This window comes from Nocardioides islandensis (assembly GCF_015352455.1).
Taxonomy (GTDB): domain Bacteria; phylum Actinomycetota; class Actinomycetes; order Propionibacteriales; family Nocardioidaceae; genus Nocardioides; species Nocardioides islandensis.
Genome location: NZ_JADKPN010000008.1, coordinates 125,385 through 146,546 on the forward strand (window position 1 = coordinate 125,385; position 21,162 = coordinate 146,546).

Here is a 21,162-nt window from a genome sequence, read left to right on the forward strand (position 1 = left end):
CAGGTTCCCAACGGCTGTCGGTGGTCGACCCCACACTGGTGGGCATGGTGATGGCGATGGTGCTGATGTTGCTCCTGGGAGTGTCCCTGGGAGCGGCGCTCGGGCTGCTCTGGGGCCGCACGCGACCGGCGTACGTCGGCGCCGTGCTCGACGCCGGGGTCGACCGGGCCGAGCTGATGCAGGGCCTGGACCGCCTCAGCGACCAGGTGCGCGACCTCGACCACCAGCGCGCGAGCTGGCAGGGCCAGCTGAGCCAGCAGGTGCTGGACATGCGCATGGCCACCGACACCCTGCGCCGCGAGACGCAGACGCTGTCCACCGCGCTCCGCCGGCCACAGGTGCGCGGACGCTGGGGCGAGATGCACCTCAAGCGTGCCGTCGAGCTCGCGGGCCTGGTCGACCGGTGCGACTTCACCGAGCAGGCCCACACCCGCACGTCCGACGACGCCGTGCAGCGCCCCGACCTCGTCGTGCACCTCGTGGGCGGGCGGCGGGTGGTCGTGGACGCGAAGGTGCCGCTGGACGCGTTCCTCGACGCCACGGCATGTGACGACGAGGACGATCGGGAAGCCCACCTCGCACGTCACGCCCGGCAGCTGCGCCAGCACGTGGCCCTGCTGTCGTCCAAGCGCTACTGGCGCTCGCTGCCCGGGTCACCGGAGTTCGTCGTGCTGTTCGTGCCGGCCGAGTCGTTCCTGTCCGCGGCGTTGTCGGTCGACCGCGACCTGCTCGAGGACGCCGCCACCCGACAGGTGGTGGTCGCGACACCGACCACGCTCATCGCACTGCTGCGCACGGTCGCGCTCGGGTGGCGCGAGGAGCGGCTGGCCGACGAGGCCCAGGAGGTCCACCGGCTCGGCCGTGAGCTGCACGAGCGGCTGTCCACGCTGGCCGGGCACGTCGACAACGTGGGCCGCTCGCTGAACGCCGCGGTCGGCCACTACAACGCCGCGGTCGGGTCGCTGGAGTCGCGGGTGCTGGTGGCCGCGCGGCGGTTCGGCGAGCTCGGGGTGACCGACGACGACCTCCCCGGACCTCGCCCGGTGGTCGCGCTGGCGCGGCGCGCCGCCCCGGATGCGGGAGAGGAGCCGCCTAGCGTTGCCCTGTGAGCCACACCCGGGCGCTCTGGGACGAAGGCAGCGAGACCGGTCGCGCCGTCGTCGCGCTCGGCGTCGCGGTCGCGCTGAGTGCCGTGGTGGTCAATGTCGCGATGGTCGGCCGGGTCAGCATGTTCTTCGACCTGTGGTTCGTGCTGATCTGCTTCGGCCTGGCGTTGCTGGTGCGGCCGCGCGACTTCTTCACCGTCGGCGTGCTGCCGCCGCTGATCATGCTGGGCGCCTTCGCCGTGCTGGCGCTCGGCCGTCCCGAGGCCATCGCCGAGCCGCAGGACGGACTGGTGCAGGCCGTGGTGTCCGGGCTCGCCCACCACAGCGTCGCGCTGACGATCGGCTACGCGCTGTGCCTGGCCACGCTGCTCGCGCGCCAGCGCGCGGCTCGCGGGTAGTCCCGCTCCGGCCCGGCCCCGCTAGGCGACGAAACGCGCGGGGTCGCCCGCGCCGACGCGCAGCACCTCCGGCACACCCTCGGACCAGTCGATGACCGTGGTCGGCTCGGCCGGCGTCTCGCCCGCCTCGACCACGATGTCGACGAGGTGGTCGAGCTCCTCCTTGATCTCCCACCCCATGGTCCGCGGCTCGTCCTCGCCCGGGAGGATCAGCGAGCTGGTGAGCAGGGCCTCGCCCAGGGCCTCGAGCAGCGCCTGGTCGAAGACGTGGTCGGGGATCCGCACGCCGACGGTCCGCTTGCGGGGGTGCAGCAGTCGGCGAGGTACCTCGGGCGTGGCGGGCAGGATGAACGTGTAGGGCCCCGGCGTCGCGGACTTGATCGTGCGGAACGCCGAGTTGTCCACGTGCACCAGCTGGCCCATCTGCGAGAAGTCGCGGCACATCAGCGTGAAGTGGTGCCGCTCGTCGAGGCCGCGGATGCGCAGGATGCGGTCCCGCCCGTCGCGGTTGCCGATGCGGCAGCCGAGGGCGTACCCCGAGTCGGTGGGGTAGGCGATCAGGGCGTCCTCGTCGCGCAGGGCCGTGACGACCTGCTCCAGCAGCCGCGGCTGCGGGTTCTCCGGGTGGACGTCGAGGAAGCGGGCCACGTCAGGACCGGCTCACGACCGGGCGCGCAGGTCGCGCCGCAGCTCCGGCGGCAGTGCGAAGATCAGCGACTCCTCCGCGCTGTGCACGGCCTCGGCGTCGGGGTACCCGCGCTCGGCCAGGAAGGTCAGCACGCCCTCGACGAGCGCCTCGGGGACGCTCGCGCCGGAGGTCACGCTGACCTTCGTCACGCCGTCCAGCCAGGCCTCGTCGATCTCGGAGGCGTCGTCGACGCGGTACGCCGCCTTCGCACCGGCTTCGAGGGCCACCTCGACCAGGCGCACGGAGTTCGAGGAGTTGCCGGACCCCACCACGATGACCAGGTCGGCGTCGCGGGCGATCTCCTTGATGGCCATCTGGCGGTTCTGGGTGGCGTAGCAGATGTCGTCGCTGGGCGGGTCGAGCAGCTCGGGGAACCGCTCCCGGATCGCGGCGACCGTCTCCATCGTCTCGTCGACCGAGAGCGTGGTCTGGGAGAGCCAGGCGACCTTCGAGGGGTCGCGGACGACGATGCCCGGCACGTCCTCGGGGCCCTGCACGAGCTGGATGTGCTCGGGCGCCTCGCCGGCGGTGCCCTCGACCTCCTCGTGGCCCTCGTGCCCGATGAGCAGGATGTCGTAGTCCTGCCCGGCGAACCGCTTGGCCTCGTGGTGCACCTTCGTCACCAGCGGGCAGGTCGCGTCGATGGTCTTGAGGTGCCGCTCGGCCGCCTGCGCGTGCACGGAGGGCGCCACGCCGTGGGCGGAGAACACGACGGTCTCCCCCTCCGGCACCTCGTCGAGCTCCTCGACGAAGATCGCGCCGCGCGCCTCGAGGTCGGAGACGACGTGCTTGTTGTGCACGATCTGCTTGCGCACGTAGACCGGGGCGCCGTACAGGTCCAGCGCCTTCTCGACGGTGACCACCGCCCGGTCCACGCCGGCGCAGTAGCCGCGAGGAGCCGCCAGCAGCACGCTGCTGTCGGCGATGCGGGGAAGGCCCAGGTCGGTGGTGGTCACGATGGTCGAGTCTAGTTGCGCACGGATGACGAGCATGATTCGTCGTCGGCGCAGGTGACTAGGCTTCCCGACCATGGCGCTGGAGACCTCACCGCAGGCACCCGCGCCCGTCCGGCAGATCGCCCAGGCCGTCGCGGGCTGGATCGACCGGCTCGGCGCGGTGTGGGTCGAGGGCCAGGTCGCCCAGGTCAACCGGCGCGCGGGGGTGGGCATGGTCTTCCTCACGCTGCGCGACTCCATCGCCGACATCTCGGTCTCGGTCACCTGCCCGCGGGCGGTCTTCGACTCCCTCGAGGCGCCGCCCGCCGAGGGCGCGAGCATCGTGGTGCACGCCAAGCCCTCGTACTACGCCCCCCGCGGCACCTTCTCCCTCGAGGCCCGCGAGATCAGGCTGGTCGGCCTCGGAGAGCTCCTCGCCCGCCTCGAGCGACGCCGCCAGCTGCTCGCGGCCGAGGGCCTGTTCGCACCCGAGCTCAAGCGCCGGCTGCCCTTCCTCCCCCGCTGCGTCGGACTGGTCACGGCTCCCGACTCCGCCGCCGAGCGCGACGTCGTCGAGCACGCCCGGCGCCGCTGGCCGGCGGTCGCCTTCCGGACGGCGTACGCCGCCATGCAGGGCAGCCGCGCGGCGGCCGAGGTGATCGCGGCGATCGACCGGCTCGACCGTGACGACGAGGTCGACGTGATCGTGGTGGCCCGGGGCGGCGGCGCGGTCGAGGACCTGCTGCCGTTCTCCGACGAGGGGCTGATCCGGGCCGTCGCCACCTGCCGCACCCCGGTGGTGTCCGCCATCGGCCACGAGCCCGACCAGCCGTTGCTCGACCTGGTCGCCGACGTGCGCGCGTCCACCCCGACCGACGCGGGCAAGCTCGTCGTGCCCGACGTCGCCGAGGAGGTCCGCGGGGTCACGTTCGCGCGCGACCGGCTGCGGACGGCCCTGGCGGCGTACCTCGACCGCGAGGCCACCCTGCTCACCACCCTCCGCTCCCGGCCGGTGTTGGCGGACCCCGGCTCGCTGCTGACCCTGCGTGCCGACGAGGTCGCCTCCCTCCGCGAGCGCGCGCTGCGCACGACCCGTCACCGCCTGGACCGGGCGACCGACGAGATCGCCCACCACCGGGCCCGCGCCCGCGCGCTGTCGCCGCTGGCCACGCTCCAGCGCGGGTACGCCGTGCTCCAGGACGCCGACGGGCACGTGCTCACCTCCGTGTCGAGCGCGGCGAAGGGCGACGCGGTCGCCGTCCGGGTCGCCGACGGGCGCGTCCATGCGAAGGTCACCCGGACCGAGACGATCGACAGGCACACGGACAGGGAGCTCGATGGCTGAGGAACAGGTCCCCTACGAGCAGGCCCGCGAGGAGCTGATCGAGGTGGTCCGGCGGCTCGAGCAGGGCGGCACCACCCTCGAGGAGTCCCTGGCGCTCTGGGAGCGCGGCGAGCAGCTGGCGACCATCTGCCAGCAGTGGCTGGACGGCGCCCGCGCGCGGCTCGACGCCGCTCGCGGCGAGGTCGACGACGAGGAGACGGTCTAGGAGACGGTCTAGGAGACTGGACTAGGAGACTGGGGCGTCGGTGAGCGACTCGACGACGGCCCGCAGGTCGTCGGTCGACGCCGAGCCGAAGACGAGCACCTCGTCGTCGCCGTACGACGCGGCGTACGCGTGGTCGCCGCCGGCGTCGGACCACTCCTGCCACTGCTGGGCGAGCGGGCTGTCGATGGTGACGGTGTCGCCCTCCACCGGGTCGGCGTCGACGTACTTCTCCAGCATCGTCTCCAGGCCGGTGTCCTCCTGGCGCACTCCCACGAACCTGCCGTCGTCGGTGAGCATCCCGATCCCCCACGCCGGCCGTTCGCCGGGCTGGTAGGCGATGCTCGTCGCGGTCCACCCCTTCGGGAGCGTCGGCGGGTACACCAGGTCGGCACCCGCCTGCTGCGCCGCCTGGACGGCCGCGAGGTAGTCGACCGGCTCCTGCTCGACCTGGCCGTTGTCGCGGAACACCCCGCGGAACACCACGAACGCCAGCACCAGCGCGATGAGCACGATCATCGAACCGACGCCGCCCGCGACCGTCCGCTGGTAGCGCGACGCCGGTCGTTCCGGCACGGTCTGCTGGTCGCTCACGCTCACGATCCTCTCAGGGGCCGGGTCGCCGAGGTCGTCTAGGTTGAGCCGGTGCCGGATCTCGAGGTCGCCGTCCCGGCGGCGGCCCTGCTGGCACTGCTCGTCACGGCCTACCTCCACCCGCGTGGCCGCACCGAGGCCGCCGTCGGCCTCCTCGCCGCGCTGGCCACGCTCGCCACTGGCGCCTTGGACGTGGACGCCCTCGTCGACGAGCTGCGGCACCTCGGGCCGGTGGTCCTCTTCCTGGTCACCATCCTCGTCGTCGGCGACGTGTGCGGCCGCGCCGGCGTGTTCGACGCGGCGGCCGGCGGGGTCCGCCGGCTGGGCCGCGACCACCCCGTCCCGCTGTTCACCGGGGTGTTCCTGCTCGCCGCGCTGGTGACCACCACGCTGTCCCTCGACGCGACCGTCGTGCTGCTGACGCCGGTCGTGCTCGTGGCGGCGGCGGCCGCCGGCGTCTCCGCGCGGCCGGGAGCCCATGCCTGCCTGCGGATGGCGAACTCGGCCTCCTTGCTGTTCCCGGTCTCGAACCTGACGAACCTCCTGGCGATGCGGCACGTCGGCCTCACCTTCCTCGGCTTCGCACGCGTGATGGCGCCGGTGCTCGTGGTCGTGCTGGTGGTCGAGTACGCCGCCGCGCGGCTGCTCTTCCGCCGCGAGCTGCGCGAGGAGGCCGATCCCGAGCACCGCGTCCCGGACCGCCCGCCGGTGCCGGCGCTGCCGGTGGTGACCGTCGGCCTCATGCTGGCCGGGTTCGCCGTCGGCTCGCCCCTGGGTGTCGAGCCGTTCTGGGTCTCCGGTGTGGCTGCGGCCGTCCTCACCGCCTGGGCCTGGCGGCGCGGGCTGGTCACCGCGCGGCAGGCGCTGCACGCCGGCCACCCCGCTTTCGCGGTGTTCGTGCTCTGTCTGGGCGTCGTGGTCGCGGCGCTGGCGGTCGGGCCCCTCGGGGACCTGGTGCGCGACCTGCTGCCGCACGAGACGTCGTACCTCTCACTCCTGGTCGTCGCCCTGCTCGCGACCGTGCTGGCGAACCTGCTCACCAACCTCTCCGCGACGCTGCTGCTGGTCCCGATGCTGGCGCCGCTCGGCACGGCCGCCGTGCTGGCCGCGCTGCTCGGCCTCAACATCGGGTCGGGCCTCACCTACACCGGATCGCTGGCCAACCTGCTGTGGCGACGCACCCTCGTCCGCCACGGGGAGCGGCCCAGCCTGCGGGAGTTCCACCGGGTCTCGCTCGTCGTCACCCCGGTCACCCTGCTGGCCGCCGTGACGGTGCTCGGCCTGGTGGCTCCTCACTAGGCTGCGCCCATGAGCAACCCGAACCGACCGGACCGCAACCTCGCCCTCGAGCTGGTGCGCGTCACCGAGGCGGCGGCCATGGCCGCGGCCCGCTGGGTCGGACGGGGCGACAAGAACGACGCCGACCAGGCGGCCGTGAACGCCATGCGCTTCATGATCGGCTCGGTCGGCATGCGCGGCACGGTGGTGATCGGCGAGGGCGAGAAGGACAACGCCCCGATGCTCTTCAACGGGGAGGAGGTCGGCGACGGCACCGGACCCGAGTGCGACGTGGCGGTCGACCCCGTCGACGGCACCACCCTCACCGCGAAGGGGATGAACAACGCGGTCGCGGTGATGGCCGTGGCCCCGCGGCACACGATGTTCGACCCGTCGGCCGTGTTCTACATGGAGAAGCTGGTCACCGGCCCCGAGGCTGCCGAGGTCGTCGACATCCGCAAGCCGGTCGCCGAGAACATCCGCGCGGTCGCCCGGGCCAAGGGCATGCACGAGCACGACGTCACCGTCGTGCTGCTCGACCGGCCGCGGCACCAGGGCCTGGTGGAGGAGATTCGGCAGACCGGGGCCCGCATCAAGTACATCCTGGACGGCGACGTGGCGGGCGCCATCTCCGCGGCCCGCCCCGACACCGGCATCGACCTGCTGCTGGGCATCGGGGGTACGCCGGAGGGGATCATCGCCGCCTGCGCGATGAAGTGCATGGGCGGGGTCATCCAGGGCCGGCTGTGGCCCAAGGACGACGACGAGCGGCAGAAGGCGCTCGACGCCGGTCACGACCTCGACCCCGACCACATCCTCACCACCGAGCAGCTGGTCACCGGCGAGGACTGCTTCTTCGTGGCCACCGGCATCACCGACGGCGAGCTGCTCAAGGGCGTGCACTACCGCCCGAACGGCGCCACGTCGCACTCCCTCGTGATGCGGTCGCGCAGCGGCACGATCCGGACGATCTCGGCCGAGCACCGCTTCGAGAAGCTCCGCGAGTTCGCCGACATCGACTACGAGAGGTGAGCGCCGCGCGGTCCGAGCTTGCGAGGACCGCGATCAGGCGCCAGGTCGAGGAGCGTCGGCTCGGTCCGAGCCTGCGAGGAACGAGCGACGCGTCTCGAGACCCGCTGAGGATTCCAGGGCTCTGACCACCTCGGCGATCACCCGCGGGTCGAAGGCCAGCCCGCCGTGCGAGGCGGTCACCTCGACCGCCACCGCCAGCGGGTCGACGCACGCGCGCCAGTCGACGATGCCGTCGCGCTTGGAGTAGATCGCGGTGAAGGCGACACCACCGGGCAGCGGCCGGCGGCTCTCGTCGAAGCTCTGCCGCGCGCAGTCGCCGGCGACGCAGTCCTCCGACATCAGCCCCGGCCAGCCGGCGCGGCTGAGGCGGACCAGCATCTCGACGCTCTTGGTCAGCGCGGCGTGGTGGGCACCCGGGGCCAGCATCGGGCTGCCGAGGGTGACGATCCCGGCGACCAGGTCCGGGCGGCGTACGGCGAGGCCCCGGGCCAGCATCCCGCCCAGGCTGTGCCCCACGATCTGCACCCGGCTGCCGCGGCGCAGCACGATCGACTCCAGCCGCGACTCGAGCTGGGCCGCGGCGTTGAGCGTGCACCCGGCGTTCACGTGGATCGAGGACCGGTAGGTGCGGTAGCCCGCCTCGCGGAGCACGCGCGCCATCGGCGCCAGCGTCGCGTCGCCGGCCAGGAAACCCGGCACCAGGATGACCGGCGTGGCGTGCCGGACCGCGGCGCTCCCGGCGTACGGCGAGCGGCGCCGCACGCGACGTCGCTCGATCGCCCCGATCGCGAACCGCCCCGCCTCGGCGACCATGCTCGCCTCGCGGAGCACGGCCCGGACACCCGGAGCGGAGAACCCCTCCGGTGTCAGCCAGGGCGCGAGAGGCGTCGCGGTCATGTCCTCAAGGTTACCCAGAGGTAACGCCTGATACGTCGAATGCTTGGATAGCCGGCGTGACGAACGACGCTGACGTCGCGGTCTCGGGAGAGCTGTTCGCGCCCGGCGCGCCGGGGGTGGAGATCTGCTACCAGACGTTCGGCAGTCCCGACGGCGACCCGCTGCTGCTGGTGATGGGCCTCGGCGGCCCGATGACCTGGTGGGACCCGGCGCTGTGCCGGATGCTCGCCGAGCGCGGCTTCTACGTCATCCGCTTCGACAACCGCGACACCGGCCGCTCGACCAAGGTCCCGGGGCGGGTGACGCGCTCGATGCTGGTCCGGGCGTTCGCCGGGCGCCGGGTGCGCGCGGCGTACGGCCTGCGCGACCTGGCCGCCGACGCCTTCGCGCTGCTCGACCACCTCGGCCTCGAGGCCGCCCACCTGGTCGGGGTGTCGATGGGCGGGATGATCGTGCAGACGATGGCGATCGAGCGCCCCCAGCGGGTGCTCTCCCTGACCAGCATCATGTCCACGACCGGAAAGCGGTCGGTGGGCTGGCAGCACCCGCGCCTGCTGCCGACGCTGGTCGCGCGACGCGGGCGCGGTCGTACGGCGTACGCCCAGGGCTCGGCCGCGATCTGGGCGCTGATCGGCTCCCCGCTCTACCCCAACGACCCCGAGTCGGTGCTCGCGAAGGCCCACGAGACGTTCGACCGCGGGTACTCCGCCGGCGGCGTGCTGCGCCAGATGATGGCCGTCACGACCCAGGAGAACCGGAGTGCTCAGCTGCGCGCGGTCCGCGTCCCCGCCCTGGTCGTCCACGGCACCGAGGACAAGATGGTGCACGTGTCCGGGGGCCGGGCCACCGCCGCGGCCATCCCGGGAGCCGAGCTGCTGCTCGTCGACGGGATGGGCCACGACCTCCCGCCCGCCCTGTTCGAGACCTTCGCCGACGCAATCCGTCGGACTGCGGACCGCGCCTGAAACCGCCGGTCGAGGAGGCCGCTGGCGCGACCTCCTCGACCAGCGGGCGAATCAGTCGGACAACCGCTCGCCCGAGTCGGTGTCGAAGACGTGCACGTTCTGCGGGTCGGTCGTGACGTAGATGCGGTCACCCTTCGAGACGTGGTCGCGGCCGGAGACCCGGACGATCACGTTCGACGGCGTGCCCTCGACGTCGCAGTTGCCGTAGACGAAGCCGTCGGCGCCGAGCTCCTCGACGACGGTCACGTCGACGGGAAGCCCGCCGGAGCCGTCGCCGACCAGGCGCCAGGCCTCGGGACGCACGCCCACGGTGATGTTGTTGTGGCCCTCGCCGAGCTGCTTGGCGGCTGCGGGGTCGACCGGCACGAGGTAGTTGCCGATCTGGGCCTGGCCGTCCTTGCCCGCCTTGGCGTCGATCAGGTTCATCTGCGGGGACCCGATGAAGCCGGCCACGAACAGGTTGACCGGCCGGTCGTAGAGGTTCAGCGGGGTGTCGACCTGCTGGAGGACGCCGAGCTTCATGACGGCCACGCGGTCGCCCATCGTCATCGCCTCGATCTGGTCGTGCGTGACGTAGACCGTGGTGACGCCCAGGTCGGACTGGAGCTTGGCGATGTCGGTGCGGGTCTGCACGCGCATCTTGGCGTCGAGGTTCGACAGCGGCTCGTCCATGCAGAACACCTGCGGGCTGCGCACGATGGCGCGACCCATGGCCACGCGCTGGCGCTGACCACCGGAGAGCGCCTTGGGCTTGCGCTGCAGGAACTCGGTGAGGCCGAGGATCTTGGCGGCCTCCTGGACGCGCTTCTCGCGCTCCTCGGCTGGCACCTTGGCCATCTTGAGGGCGAACGCCATGTTGTCGGCGACCGTCATGTGCGGGTACAGCGCGTAGTTCTGGAAGACCATCGCGATGTCGCGGTCCTTCGGCGGGACGTGGGTGACGTCCCGTTCGCCGATGAGGATCCGCCCGCCGTTGATCTCCTCGAGCCCGGCGAGCATCCGCAGCGAGGTGGACTTGCCGCATCCCGAGGGCCCGACGAGGACCATGAACTCGCCGTCGCCGATCTCGAGGTCGAGGCCTGGCACCGTGGGGCTGTCGTTCCCCGGGTACCACCGTTGTGCCTTGTCGAAGGTCACTGTGGCCATGATGTGTTGCTCCCTTCACCGGCAGGTACGTGCCGGACGATCCGTCGTGAAGTGACGCCTGTCACGCTAGGGGTGGTGTCAACCCTCGCGCTCCACCCCACTGAGTGGGGCGGCGAACGGAGCGGCCATCGAGTCCCCCGGCAGCAGCGGCATGTCCATGACCACCGACTCCTTCTCGGCCGGGTCCAGCAGGATCCGGACCGCCTCCTGGCCCATCTCGAAGAACGGCAGGGCCACCGAGGCCAGGGTCGGGCGCATCCACCGGCCCAGCTCGCTGCCGTCGAAGGAGATGACCGAGACCTCCCCCGGTACGGCGAGGGGGACGTCGGCCAGCGCGTGGTAGACGCCCCAGGCGACCCGGTCGTTGAGGCAGACGACCGCCCGGGGGCGGCCCCCGCGGTCCAGCCAGCCGGCCAGCGCGCCGTACGCGTCGTCGAGGTTCCACGGGCACTCGAGCCTCGCCGCCACCCTGACGCCGTCCTCGGCGAGCCGCTCCACCAGTCCGTCGACCCGCACGCCGGCGAGCGCCTCGGTCGTGGTGTCCTCGCCGACGACGACGATGCCGTCGGTGAGCCCGGCCCCGATCAGGGCCTCGGCCGCCCGCCGGCCGCCGCCGCGGTCGTCGGGGAGCACGCTGGGGTACGGCGAGGAGGTGTCGATGCAGTTCACGGTCACCACGCGGGTGCCGGCCAGGCCCTGGGGCAGCCGGATCGACGAAGTGGTCCGGGCGACGAAGAGCAGCCCGTCGACCTGCCGGTCGACGAACTCGTGCACGAGCTCGGTGGTCGTGCGGGTGTCGCCGTCGGTCTCGCCGATCATTAGCACGTGGTCCTGCTGGCGTGCCGCCGCGTTGGCGCCGGCGAGGATCCGCGCGGAGAACATGCCGCCCGCGACGTAGTCGGTGACGACGCCGATGATGCGGGTGGACGCCGTGCGCAGGCTCTGGGCGGTCCGGTTCGGCCGGTACCCGAGCTCCTGGGCGGCCAGCTGCACCCGCTCCTCGGTGTCGCTGGAGATCCGCATCTCCAGCGTGCGCCCGTTGAGGATGTACGACGCGGTGGTGGCCGACACGCCTGCGCGGGCGGCCACGTCGGTCAGGGTCGGCTTGCCGGATCTCGTGCCCGTCCGCGACACGTCCACCTCCCTCACTCACGTCGCCCTGTCACCCGGGAACCAGGCCGGAACTGGAACCGACAACCACGGAAATACGTGCACGTCAAGCGTCATTCATGTTGCGGAACCGTTGCTTGACACCCTGCGTGGTCAGCGGCAGTCTTCCTGCTGATTCGTTTCAGCAGTGAGGTCTATCACAGCCTGGCCCGAATCGGCAGTCCCACGGAGGCGTCACCTGGACAGAAACATCCTGGCCAGCTCGGACGGCGCCGCAACGCAATACACGAGGAGAACTCCCAGGATGCGAATCCCCGTCAAGAAGAGCACGTCGCTGCTCGGCGTCGTGGCGCTCGCCGCGGGCCTGACCCTGACCGCCTGCGGTGGCAGCGACGGTGGCAGCGGCAGCGACAGCAGCACCGTCACCATCTGGTCCAGCGTCGACCAGCCTGTCCAGGACGGCCTTCTCAAGGCCCTCGAGTCGAAGGTCTCCGGCGACGGGATCAAGATCGAGTGGAAGAAGGTCGAGAACATCAACCAGCTGATCATGACCAAGATCCAGGCTGGCGACACCCCCGACATCGCGTTCATCCCGCAGCCGGGCGTCGTCAAGGACATGGCCAGCCTCGACGCCATCCAGCCCCTCGACGACGTCGTCTCGCAGGCCGACAAGGACAGCATGGTCCCCGGCACCCTCGAGGCCGGCACCGTCGACGGCAAGCTCTACGGCCTGCTCGTCTCGGCCAACGTCAAGGGCCTGATCTTCTACCCGAAGAAGGCGTGGGAGGCCGCGGGCTACCCGACGAGCGTCGAGTCGATCGATGACCTGAACGCCCTCACCGAGCAGATCAAGAGTGACGGCAACACGCCGTGGTGCATGGGCATCGAGTCCGACACCGCGACCGGCTGGCCGGCCACCGACTGGTTCGAGACGCTGGTCGCCAAGTACGGCGGCGTCGACGAGTACAACAGCTGGGTCAGCCACGACACGCCGTTCGACTCCGACGTCGTCCGCCAGGCGGCCGACGAGTTCTCGACGCTGCTGTTCACCGAGGGCAACGTGCTGGGCGGCCAGGAGGCCATCGCGAGCACGAACTTCGGCACCGCGGGCAACCCGATGTTCGACAAGAAGGGCCCGGGCTGCTGGATGTACAACCAGGGCTCGTTCATCACCGGCTTCTTCCCGAAGGACATCGTCGCCAACCTCGACGACGAGGTCGGGGTGTTCGGCTTCCCGCCGGCCACCGCCGGAGGCGACAACCCGATCATCGGTGGTGGCGACATGGCCACGCTGCTCAACGACTCCGACAACGCCAAGAAGGTGCTGGCCGCGCTGGCCGCCACCGACATCGGCAACGACGCGGCGCCGAGCAGCTCATTCATCTCCCCGCACAAGGACTTCGACGCGTCGCTCTACCCGAACGACCTGACGCGGAGCTACGCCGAGGTCATCAGCGGCACGACCGCCTTCCTGTTCGACGGTTCCGACCAGATGCCCGGCGAAGTCGGTGCCGGCACCTTCTGGAAGGACATGACCGCGTGGATCAGCGGTCAGGAGGACCTCGACACGGCGTTGAGCAACATCGACGCCAGCTGGCCCAGCAGCTAGCGGCAGGCCGCCCACACATCGAGTAGCACCCAAGATCGCCGGGGGCGCGGGTCTAGCGCCCGCGCCCCCGGCGGTGCTTTGTTGGACCCCAGACGGCTTTTCTCAGGCCCCTGTCAGAAAGGTTCGCGGATGCTGGCCAAGGCACTCACCGCGCTGATCACGGTGGCCATCGGTATCGGTGGCGCCATGCTCGTGTACTACCTGCTCAACAAGATCGCCGAGCTGCTCCCCGAGCGGTGGGAGGACCGGATCAAGCCGTACCTCTACATCCTGCCGGCGTTCCTCGCGATCTCCGTCTACCTCATCTACCCGGCGGTGCTCACCGTCATCAACAGCTTCAAGGACCGGTTCTCCCGCAACTGGGTGGGCACGCAGAACTACTCCGACCTGTTGAGCTCGCCCGCCTTCCGGGACACGCTGCTCAACACGTTGCTGTGGATCCTCATCGTGCCCGCCGTGACGGTCATCCTCGGCCTCCTCGTCGCGACCCTGGCCGACCGTCTGGAGCCCAGCGGCGAGAAGCTGGCCAAGACGATCATCTTCCTGCCGATGGCCATCAGCATGGTCGGTGCGGCGACGATCTGGCGCTTCGTCTACTACGCCGCGCCGGCCGGCCAGTCACAGATCGGCCTGCAGAACGCCCTCCTCGGCGTCTTCGGCAAGGACCCGGTGGCCTGGCTGCAGCAGAGCCAGTTCCACCTCAACAGCCTGCTGCTCATGGTGGTGCTGCTCTGGTCCCAGATCGGGTTCTCGATGGTGCTCTTGTCGGCGGCCGTGAAGGGCGTGCCGGTCGACACCCTCGAGGCGGCCCGCATCGACGGGGCCGGTGAGCGGCAGATCTTCTTCCGCGTGGTGGTGCCGCAGATCAAGGGCACGATCATCACGGTGTTCATCACCGTGACCATCGGCGTGATGAAGATCTTCGACATCGTCTACGTGATGACGAACGGCAACTTCAACACCAACGTGCTGGGCAACGAGTTCTACAACCAGTTCTCGACCAACTTCAACAGCGGTGCCGCCGCCGCGATCGTCGTGATGCTGATGCTCGCGGTGATCCCGATCATGTGGTACCAGGTGCGGCACTTCAAGGCCGAGGAGGCGAACGCATGACCAGCACGCAGACCACTCCGGCTGCGGCCACCCCGACCGCCAAGCAGCGCAAGCAGAACACCGGCGGCGGGCACGCCGACGCCAACCCGGCCAAGGCCGGCTGGGCGACCAAGCTCGTCCTGGCCATCTTGTGCGTGCTGTGGATCGTGCCGATCTTCGGCACCTTCGTGACGTCGTTCCGTCCGCTGGACGACGCCAACAGCACCGGCTGGTGGAACGTCTTCACCCACCCCGGGGACCTCGGTCACCTGACGCTGGACAACTACCAGCGGGCCATCGACGGCTCCAACATGGGCGCGGACATGATCAACAGCCTGGCGATCGCGCTGCCGGCGACGTTCATCCCGATCCTGGTGGCGGCCTTCGCGGCGTACGCCTTCACGTTCATGGAGTTCTGGGGACGCGACTTCCTGTTCCTGGCGATCGTCAGCCTGCTGGTCGTGCCGAACTACGTGGCGTTCGTCCCGTTGCTGAAGATCTACCGCGACCTCAACCTCAACGGCACGTTCGCGGCGGTGTGGCTGGCCCACATCGGCTTCGGCATGTCGCTGGCCATCTACATCCTGCGCAACTACATGGCCACCCTCCCCAAGACGGTGATCGAGTCCGCCAAGATCGACGGGGCCAGCCACTTCCAGACGTTCTTCAAGCTGATCCTGCCGATGTCGGTGCCCGCACTGGCGTCGTTCGCGATCTTCCAGTTCCTCTGGGTGTGGAACGACCTGCTGGTGGCGCTGCTGTTCATCGGGCCCGGTGAGAACGAGCCGGTGACCATCGGCCTGACCCACCTGAAGCAGCAGCTGGGCCAGGGCTGGGAGCTCACGACCGCGGGTGCGTTCATCACGATGCTCCTGCCGATCGCGGTGTTCCTCGGCCTCCAGCGCTTCTTCATCCGCGGTCTCACGGCCGGCGCCGTCAAGGGCTGACCAGGGAGTGCTCTTTCCACACGCCCGCGGTGCCGGGCAGGGTCGGACGACCCTCCTGCTCGACACCGCGGGCGATTCCCTGCCCCGGGTCACCTGGCTCGGGTACGACGCGGCCGCCGGCCCCATCACCGGCGTCACCGGCGGCCCGGCGATGCCGCTGCTCGGCGAGCACGCGCACGGACGGTTCACCCGGCCGCACCTGCGTGGCCACCGCCGCGACGGCTCGTCCTGGAGCACCCGCTTCGCGCTCGTCGGTGTCGACGAGGCCGACGACCGCTTGACCGTCCGGGCCGTCGACGAGGCCGCGGGGCTGGCGTTGCTCTACGAGCTGGAGTCCGTGGCCGGCGGCGGGCTGCGCGGCCGTGCCACGGTCACCAACACCGGGGCGGACGAGTACCTGGTCGACGGGCTCGAGGTCGTGCTGCCGCTGCCCGACGACCACGTCGAGCTGCTCGACCTCACCGGCCGTCACGAGCGCGAACGGACGCCTCAGCGGCACCCCCTCGTCGACGGGCTGTGGCTGCGCGAGGGTCGGGGCGGCCGGCCCGGGCTGGACGCCGCCACGTACGTCGTCGCCGGCACGCCCGGGTTCTCCACCACGCAGGGTCGCGTGGTCGGGGTGCACGTCGGGTGGAGCGGCAACTCCGTGCTGCGCGCCGAGCGCTCGGCGGCCGAAGGCGCCACGATCGGCGGCGGCGAGCACCTGCTGCCGGGAGAGGTCGTCCTGCCGGCCGGGGCGTCGTACTCCTCGCCCTGGGTCTACGTCGCCGCCTCGCACGAGGGCCTCGACGGGCTGGCCGCGGCCTGGCACGGCTTCCAGCGCTCGCTGGCTGCGCATCCCGACCACCAGCCCGTCGTGCTGAACGTCTGGGAGGCGGTCTACTTCGACCACGACCTCGACCGGCTGAAGGAGATCGCCGACCGGGCCGCCCGCGTCGGCGTGGAGCGGTTCGTGCTCGACGACGGATGGTTCCACGACCGGCGCGACGACACCGCCGGGCTCGGCGACTGGGTCGTCGACGAGGAGGTCTGGCCCGACGGGCTGGACCCACTGGTCGAGCACGTGACCGGCCTGGGCATGGAGTTCGGGCTGTGGTTCGAGCCGGAGATGGTGAACCCCGACTCCGACCTGTTCCGCGAGCACCCCGAGTGGGTGCTGTCGGCGGGCGACCGGCTGCCGCTGGAGCACCGGCACCAGCAGGTCCTCGACCTGACCCGGCCGGAGGTCGTCGACCACCTGTTCGGCCGCGTCGACGCGGTGCTGGCGGCCCACGCCATCTCCTTCGTCAAGTGGGACCACAACCGCGACCTGCTCGAGGCCGGGTCGGGCGCCCGGGCCGGTGCCCCTGCGGCGCGCGAGCAGACGCTGGCGTTCTACGAGCTGCTCGACCGGCTGCGCGCGGCGCACCCGTCGGTGGCGTGGGAGTCGTGCGCGTCGGGCGGCGGTCGCGTCGACCTCGGCGTCCTCGAACGGGTGCAGCGCATCTGGACCTCGGACATGACCGACGCGTTGGCCCGGCAGCAGATCCAGCGGTGGACCACGCAGCTGGTGGCGCCCGAGTACGTCGGCGCGCACGTGTCCGCCACTCGCTCGCACACCACCGGACGGACGCTGTCGCTGGACTTCCGCTGCGCGACCGCGCTGTTCGGCGCGTTCGGCATCGAGTGGGACCTCACCGAGGCCTCGGACGCCGACCTCTCGTGCCTGGCCGAGTGGGTGGAGCGGTTCAAGACCTACCGTCCGCTGCTGCACTCCGGCCGGGTCGTGCGCCCCGAGTCCAGCGACCCGGACGTGCTGCTGCACGGTGTCGTGTCCGAGCCGCTCGCGCTCGTGGCGCACGTCCAGCTCGACGAGTCCGCGCACAACCGCGGGGTGTGGGTGCGGGTGCCGGGGCTGGCTGGCGACGCGACGTACTCCCTCACCTGGGAGGGCCCGGTCGCCGACAAGGCGACCAGCATGTCGGTGAAGCCCTACGACGTCGGGCCGACGCGCGGCGAGCCGGTCACCGGCGCGGCGCTGGCGCGGCAGGGGTACTGGATGCCACGGATGCGGCCGGAGACCGTGACGCTGGTGCGGATCTCGCGCACTTCGGCCTGACCTGTGGCGTCGTTCCTGCCGCTTTGGCGTCGTTGCAACGACGCCGAACGTCCGGGATACCCGCTCGAGCGGGTATCGCGACCTAGTACGTCCCGAGGATCTTCTTCGGCGTGCCCGGGGGCGGCAGGCGGCGGACGTTGACGCTGGCCATCAGGGCGAAGCCCTTGACCCGGACGATCGGGGAGTCCGGGCCGAGCAGGGCGGGCGTCTTGTCCTTGGCCTGGTGGAACTCGCCCATGACCGGGACGCCGGTGACGACGACGTGGGTGCCGGCGTCGACGATGACGCTCACCTCACCCATGATCGCGTTGGCCGTGATCGTGATGTCGCGCTCGGCGAAGGTCGCGGCGCGCAGGTCGAGGGTGACGCTGCCCATCAGGGAGAACGCCGTGTGCGAGGCCGGCACCAGCCACGCGCCCTGGCGCTTGCACTCCCCCATCACCGCGATCGAGGAGTTGTGCGACGTCGTCGCGGGCAGGACCTCGCGCTTGGGCACCGGGCTCTTCGCGACCGGGTGCTGCTGGTGGTGCGCCGGCAGGTCGACGGTGATCGGGACCAGGTCGGCGTACGTCTTGGCGGCGTACGTCGCCTCCAGCCGCTCGTCGAGCTCGTCGAGGTCGATGCGCCCGTCGCCCGCCGCCTCGCGCAGGATCTCCGCGACCTTGTGCCGGTCCTCGTCGGAGACCCGCAGCAGGGCGGGGTCGTGGGGTTGCATCGACATGGTCCAAGCCTACGACTTGCGCGCGACGAGGATGTCGCGCCGGATCGACTGGTCGACGCGGTGCTCGAGGGCCAGGTACGGGCCGTCGTCGAGAGGGTCGAGGCCGGCGCCCGCGAGGATCTCGAGGGCGGCCGGCCGTCCCGCGACCTTCACGTTCCAGGCGATGCCCATCGCGCCGCCGGGTCGCAGCAGCTCGGCCCAGACGGGTACGGCGTCGCGCAGCAGGTCGAGCGGGCTCCGCGCGAGCGCACCGCCCGATCGGCTGCCGTGCTGGACTCCGTAGGGGGCGTCGGTGACGACGGCGTCGAAGCCTGCCGCGCCGTGCACCCGGCGGGCGTTGAGGGTGTCGGTGTTCGCGTAGTCGACGGAGATGGCCACGCTCGCCTTCCACTCCTCCCTGGTCGCTCCGACCATCGCCTGGAAGCGGCGGCCGAGCCGGGCTCCGTCGCGGCGCAGCGGGTTCACGTCGACCGAGTGCTTCAGGCGCTTGTCCTTGAGCCACTGCCGCAGGAACGCGGCGTACGCCTCGAAGTCGCGCTCGTCGACGTCGACGCCGGCGGCGTGCCAGCCGTTCATCAGCACCTGGTTGAGGGTGGTGCCGCGGCCGCACATCGGGTCCAGGACGCGGAGCGGGCCGTCGCGCTGCGCGCCGCTCCAGACGGTGACGTTGAGCAGGAGCTTGGTGAAGACCTCGTTGGTCTTGCCGGAGTACTTGAGGATCGTCAGCAGGTCGTCGTCGAACCGGTCCCGTCGTGGGAGCTCGACCGGCCTGAGGGCGTCGCCGTCCTTCTCGAACAGGGCCATCGCGGTGGAGACGTCGCCGAGGTAGGTGAGGTCGTCGTCGGTCAGGTCGGCGTCGAACGTGAGGTACGCGACGCCGGCGATCCGGGTGGGCGCGGCCGGGCCCAGCCGCCCCTGGAGCCGGGTACGCGCGAGGACGCCGAGCTCGGCGACCGTGAGCTCCTGGGAGGCCTGCGCGTAGACGCGGTTGGCCGACGGGTGCACGAGGAGGGCGTACCGGTGACTGCCTGGGGGCACGGTGCTCAGTCTGGACTAGCGTGCGGACCGTGGCAGAACCCGACTTCCAGTACTCCGACCTGCTCCCCCTCCGCCCGGACGAGACGCCGTACCGGCTGGTCACCACCGAGGGCGTCTCGACGTTCGAGGCGAACGGGCGCTCGTTCCTCCAGGTCACGCCGGAGGCGATCAGGCAGCTGACGGCCGAGGCGATGCACGACATCGCCCACTACCTGCGGCCCGCGCACCTCGCTCAGCTGCGGCGGATCATCGACGACCCCGAGGCGTCGGGCAACGACCGGTTCGTGGCTCTGGACCTGCTGAAGAACGTCAACATCTCGGCCGGCGGCGTGCTGCCGATGTGCCAGGACACCGGCACGGCGATCGTGATGGGCAAGAAGTCCGAGGGCGTGCTCACCGGCGCCGACGACGCCGAGGCGATCTCGCTCGGGGTGTACGACGCGTACACGAAGCTGAACCTGCGCTACTCCCAGCTCGCGCCGCTGACGATGTGGGAGGAGAAGAACACCGGGACCAACCTGCCGGCCCAGATCGAGCTGTACTCGACGCCCGCCGACGCCTCCCACGGGCCCGAGTACAAGTTCCTGTTCATGGCCAAGGGGGGCGGGTCGGCCAACAAGTCGTTCCTGTACCAGGAGACGAAGGCCGTCTTGAACCCCAAGCGGATGCTGACGTTCCTCGACGAGAAGATCCGCTCGCTCGGCACGGCCGCCTGCCCGCCGTACCACCTGGCCGTCGTCATCGGCGGCACGTCGGCGGAGTACGCCCTGAAGACGGCCAAGTACGCGTCGGCGCACTACCTCGACAACCTGCCGACCTCGGGATCCCCGTCGGCGCACGGGTTCCGCGACCTCGAGCTCGAGGAGGAGGTCTTCAAGCTGACCCAGTCGTTCGGCATCGGGGCGCAGTTCGGGGGGAAGTACTTCTGCCACGACGTACGAGTCATCCGGCTGCCGCGGCACGGTGCCTCCTGCCCGGTCGCGCTGGCCGTGTCGTGCTCGGCCGACCGGCAGGCGCTCGGGAAGATCACCGCGGAAGGAGTGTTCCTGGAGCAGTTGGAGACCGACCCGGCGCACTACATGCCGGACGCCGGCGTGGCCGAGGACATCAGCGGTGGCGAGGTCGTGCGCATCGACCTCAACCGGCCGATGTCCGACATCCTCTCCGAGCTGTCGAAGCACCCGGTCAAGACCCGCCTCTCCCTGACCGGTCCGCTGGTGGTGGCCCGCGACATCGCGCACGCCAAGATCAAGGAGCGCCTGGACGCCGGCGAGGAGGTGCCGTCGTACCTGCGCGACCACGCCGTCTACTACGCCGGACCGGCCAAGACGCCGACCGGCATGGCGTCCGGCTCGTTCGGTCCTACGACGGCCGGGCGGATGGACTCGTACGTCGAGCAGTTCCAGGCCGCGGGCGGCTCCCTCGTCATGCTGGCCAAGGGGAACCGATCGAAGGTCGTCACGCAGTCCTGCGAGGCCCACGGCGGCTTCTACCTCGGCTCCATCGGCGGACCCGCCGCCCGTCTCGCCCAGGACTGCATCCGCTCCGTCGAGGTCCTCGAGTACCCCGAGCTCGGCATGGAGGCCGTCTGGAAGATCGAGGTCGAGGACTTCCCGGCGTTCATCGTCGTCGACGACAAGGGCAACGACTTCTTCACCGACCCCTCCGGCGCCGTCACCGTGCCGCTGTCGGGGATCCGGGTCCGCTCCGACGGTTGAGTTGCGTCCCCGGCACCGCCGAGTTGCGTCCCCGGCACCGTCGAGTTGCGCCCCCGGTACCGCCGAGTTGCGCCCCCGGTACCGCCGAGGTGCGCCCCCGGTACCGCCGAGTTGCGCCCCCGGCACGAAGCACGTCCCGCAGGCGCAACTCGCACGTACCCGAGGCGCAACTCGCACGTACCCGGGGCGCAACTCGCACGTACCCTGATGGCGCGTCCCGGGCGCGTTGTCCCGGGGCCCAGG

20 protein-coding genes are annotated in these 21,162 nt (G+C 71.0%); 12 read left to right on the plus strand and 8 right to left on the minus strand.

The features are described 5' to 3' along the window. Positions 1-44 precede the first annotated feature (44 nt). The gene (locus ISU07_RS14170; protein WP_194707452.1) at positions 45-1,109 is read left to right on the plus strand and encodes a DNA recombination protein RmuC; all 1,065 of its coding nucleotides are present in this window, start codon (positions 45-47) and stop codon (positions 1,107-1,109) included. Next, a complete protein-coding gene (locus tag ISU07_RS14175) occupies positions 1,106-1,504 on the plus strand; it encodes a DUF6542 domain-containing protein (protein WP_194707453.1) in 399 nt (132 codons plus the stop codon). The genes ISU07_RS14170 and ISU07_RS14175 overlap by 4 nt, the downstream gene beginning before the upstream one ends. A 21-nt stretch (positions 1,505-1,525) precedes the next feature. Here the strand turns inward: ISU07_RS14175 and ISU07_RS14180 are convergent, their stop codons facing one another. Next, positions 1,526-2,152, minus strand: a complete 627-nt coding sequence (locus ISU07_RS14180; protein WP_194707454.1) for an L-threonylcarbamoyladenylate synthase — start codon at positions 2,150-2,152, stop codon at positions 1,526-1,528. A 12-nt stretch (positions 2,153-2,164) separates the two neighbouring features. Continuing rightward, the gene (locus ISU07_RS14185; RefSeq protein WP_323742626.1) at positions 2,165-3,151 is read right to left on the minus strand and encodes a 4-hydroxy-3-methylbut-2-enyl diphosphate reductase; all 987 of its coding nucleotides are present in this window, start codon (positions 3,149-3,151) and stop codon (positions 2,165-2,167) included. A gap of 70 nt (positions 3,152-3,221) precedes the next feature. Here ISU07_RS14185 and xseA point away from each other — a divergent pair, with 70 nt between their 5' ends. Both xseA and ISU07_RS14195 read left to right on the plus strand, forming a co-directional pair. Further along, complete coding sequence (xseA, locus tag ISU07_RS14190; protein ID WP_194707456.1) at positions 3,222-4,472, plus strand: exodeoxyribonuclease VII large subunit; 1,251 nt, start codon at positions 3,222-3,224, stop codon at positions 4,470-4,472. After that, positions 4,465-4,677 (plus strand): exodeoxyribonuclease VII small subunit, encoded by a 213-nt coding sequence (locus ISU07_RS14195; RefSeq protein WP_194707457.1) that lies wholly within the window; start codon positions 4,465-4,467, stop codon positions 4,675-4,677. Before xseA ends, ISU07_RS14195 begins: the two co-directional genes overlap by 8 nt. Before the next feature lie 21 nt (positions 4,678-4,698). On the opposite strand, the gene ISU07_RS14200 is transcribed toward ISU07_RS14195, so the two are convergent. Further along, complete coding sequence (locus ISU07_RS14200) at positions 4,699-5,268, minus strand: DUF4245 domain-containing protein (RefSeq protein WP_194707458.1); 570 nt, start codon at positions 5,266-5,268, stop codon at positions 4,699-4,701. Positions 5,269-5,319: 51 nt separating this feature from the next. Between ISU07_RS14200 and ISU07_RS14205 the strand changes: the two genes are divergently transcribed. Both ISU07_RS14205 and glpX read left to right on the plus strand, forming a co-directional pair. After that, complete coding sequence (locus ISU07_RS14205; RefSeq protein WP_194707459.1) at positions 5,320-6,567, plus strand: SLC13 family permease; 1,248 nt, start codon at positions 5,320-5,322, stop codon at positions 6,565-6,567. A gap of 9 nt (positions 6,568-6,576) precedes the next feature. Then, complete coding sequence (glpX, locus tag ISU07_RS14210; RefSeq protein ID WP_194707460.1) at positions 6,577-7,578, plus strand: class II fructose-bisphosphatase; 1,002 nt, start codon at positions 6,577-6,579, stop codon at positions 7,576-7,578. Positions 7,579-7,611: 33 nt separating this feature from the next. On the opposite strand, the gene ISU07_RS14215 is transcribed toward glpX, so the two are convergent. Beyond that, complete coding sequence (locus tag ISU07_RS14215) at positions 7,612-8,475, minus strand: esterase/lipase family protein (RefSeq protein WP_194707461.1); 864 nt, start codon at positions 8,473-8,475, stop codon at positions 7,612-7,614. Positions 8,476-8,531: 56 nt separating this feature from the next. Between ISU07_RS14215 and ISU07_RS14220 the strand changes: the two genes are divergently transcribed. Next, positions 8,532-9,440: an alpha/beta fold hydrolase gene (locus ISU07_RS14220; protein WP_323742615.1), complete on the plus strand. Its 909-nt coding sequence runs from the start codon at positions 8,532-8,534 to the stop codon at positions 9,438-9,440. 51 nt (positions 9,441-9,491) lie between these two features. On the opposite strand, the gene ISU07_RS14225 is transcribed toward ISU07_RS14220, so the two are convergent. Together ISU07_RS14225 and ISU07_RS14230 are read right to left on the minus strand one after the other, a co-directional pair. Further along, on the minus strand, positions 9,492-10,586 hold the full coding sequence (locus ISU07_RS14225) for an ABC transporter ATP-binding protein (RefSeq protein ID WP_194707462.1): 1,095 nt from the start codon (positions 10,584-10,586) through the stop codon (positions 9,492-9,494). 78 nt (positions 10,587-10,664) lie between these two features. After that, positions 10,665-11,720 carry a LacI family DNA-binding transcriptional regulator gene (locus ISU07_RS14230; protein WP_194707463.1) on the minus strand — a complete coding sequence of 352 codons (1,056 nt, stop codon included), beginning with the start codon at positions 11,718-11,720 and terminating at the stop codon, positions 10,665-10,667. Between the two features lie 280 nt (positions 11,721-12,000). On the opposite strand from ISU07_RS14230, the gene ISU07_RS14235 reads away from it, so the two are divergent. The 4 genes from ISU07_RS14235 to ISU07_RS14250 all read left to right on the plus strand — a co-directional run bounded on the left by ISU07_RS14235 (position 12,001) and on the right by ISU07_RS14250 (position 17,442). Further along, on the plus strand, positions 12,001-13,305 hold the full coding sequence (locus ISU07_RS14235; protein ID WP_194707464.1) for an ABC transporter substrate-binding protein: 1,305 nt from the start codon (positions 12,001-12,003) through the stop codon (positions 13,303-13,305). A gap of 129 nt (positions 13,306-13,434) precedes the next feature. Beyond that, positions 13,435-14,418: a carbohydrate ABC transporter permease gene (locus ISU07_RS14240; RefSeq protein ID WP_194707465.1), complete on the plus strand. Its 984-nt coding sequence runs from the start codon at positions 13,435-13,437 to the stop codon at positions 14,416-14,418. After that, on the plus strand, positions 14,415-15,344 hold the full coding sequence (locus tag ISU07_RS14245) for a carbohydrate ABC transporter permease (RefSeq protein ID WP_194707466.1): 930 nt from the start codon (positions 14,415-14,417) through the stop codon (positions 15,342-15,344). The genes ISU07_RS14240 and ISU07_RS14245 overlap by 4 nt, the downstream gene beginning before the upstream one ends. Positions 15,345-15,351: 7 nt before the next feature. After that, positions 15,352-17,442: an alpha-galactosidase gene (locus ISU07_RS14250; RefSeq protein ID WP_194707467.1), complete on the plus strand. Its 2,091-nt coding sequence runs from the start codon at positions 15,352-15,354 to the stop codon at positions 17,440-17,442. Between the two features lie 82 nt (positions 17,443-17,524). Here ISU07_RS14250 and ISU07_RS14255 read toward each other — a convergent pair whose 3' ends face one another. Both ISU07_RS14255 and ISU07_RS14260 read right to left on the minus strand, forming a co-directional pair. Further along, on the minus strand, positions 17,525-18,163 hold the full coding sequence (locus ISU07_RS14255) for a DUF1707 SHOCT-like domain-containing protein (RefSeq protein WP_194707468.1): 639 nt from the start codon (positions 18,161-18,163) through the stop codon (positions 17,525-17,527). A 9-nt stretch (positions 18,164-18,172) separates the two neighbouring features. After that, entirely contained in the window at positions 18,173-19,201 is a 1,029-nt protein-coding gene (locus ISU07_RS14260; protein ID WP_194707469.1) for a TRM11 family SAM-dependent methyltransferase, read from the minus strand. A 29-nt stretch (positions 19,202-19,230) separates the two neighbouring features. On the opposite strand from ISU07_RS14260, the gene ISU07_RS14265 reads away from it, so the two are divergent. Beyond that, positions 19,231-20,919, plus strand: a complete 1,689-nt coding sequence (locus ISU07_RS14265; RefSeq protein ID WP_194707470.1) for a fumarate hydratase — start codon at positions 19,231-19,233, stop codon at positions 20,917-20,919. Positions 20,920-21,162 lie beyond the last annotated feature (243 nt).

What these genes read in the sequence shown, in the direction of transcription:
- ISU07_RS14255 (WP_194707468.1), bottom strand. Translation starts at nt 18,163, where the DNA reads ATGTCGATGCAACCCCACGACCCCGCCCTGCTGCGGGTCTCCGACGAG.
- ISU07_RS14245 (WP_194707466.1), top strand. Translation starts at nt 14,415, where the DNA reads ATGACCAGCACGCAGACCACTCCGGCTGCGGCCACCCCGACCGCCAAG.
- glpX (WP_194707460.1), top strand. Translation starts at nt 6,577, where the DNA reads ATGAGCAACCCGAACCGACCGGACCGCAACCTCGCCCTCGAGCTGGTG.
- ISU07_RS14215 (WP_194707461.1), bottom strand. Translation starts at nt 8,475, where the DNA reads ATGACCGCGACGCCTCTCGCGCCCTGGCTGACACCGGAGGGGTTCTCC.
- ISU07_RS14195 (WP_194707457.1), top strand. Translation starts at nt 4,465, where the DNA reads ATGGCTGAGGAACAGGTCCCCTACGAGCAGGCCCGCGAGGAGCTGATC.
- ISU07_RS14240 (WP_194707465.1), top strand. Translation starts at nt 13,435, where the DNA reads ATGCTGGCCAAGGCACTCACCGCGCTGATCACGGTGGCCATCGGTATC.
- ISU07_RS14235 (WP_194707464.1), top strand. Translation starts at nt 12,001, where the DNA reads ATGCGAATCCCCGTCAAGAAGAGCACGTCGCTGCTCGGCGTCGTGGCG.
- ISU07_RS14225 (WP_194707462.1), bottom strand. Translation starts at nt 10,586, where the DNA reads ATGGCCACAGTGACCTTCGACAAGGCACAACGGTGGTACCCGGGGAAC.
- xseA (WP_194707456.1), top strand. Translation starts at nt 3,222, where the DNA reads ATGGCGCTGGAGACCTCACCGCAGGCACCCGCGCCCGTCCGGCAGATC.
- ISU07_RS14170 (WP_194707452.1), top strand. Translation starts at nt 45, where the DNA reads ATGGTGATGGCGATGGTGCTGATGTTGCTCCTGGGAGTGTCCCTGGGA.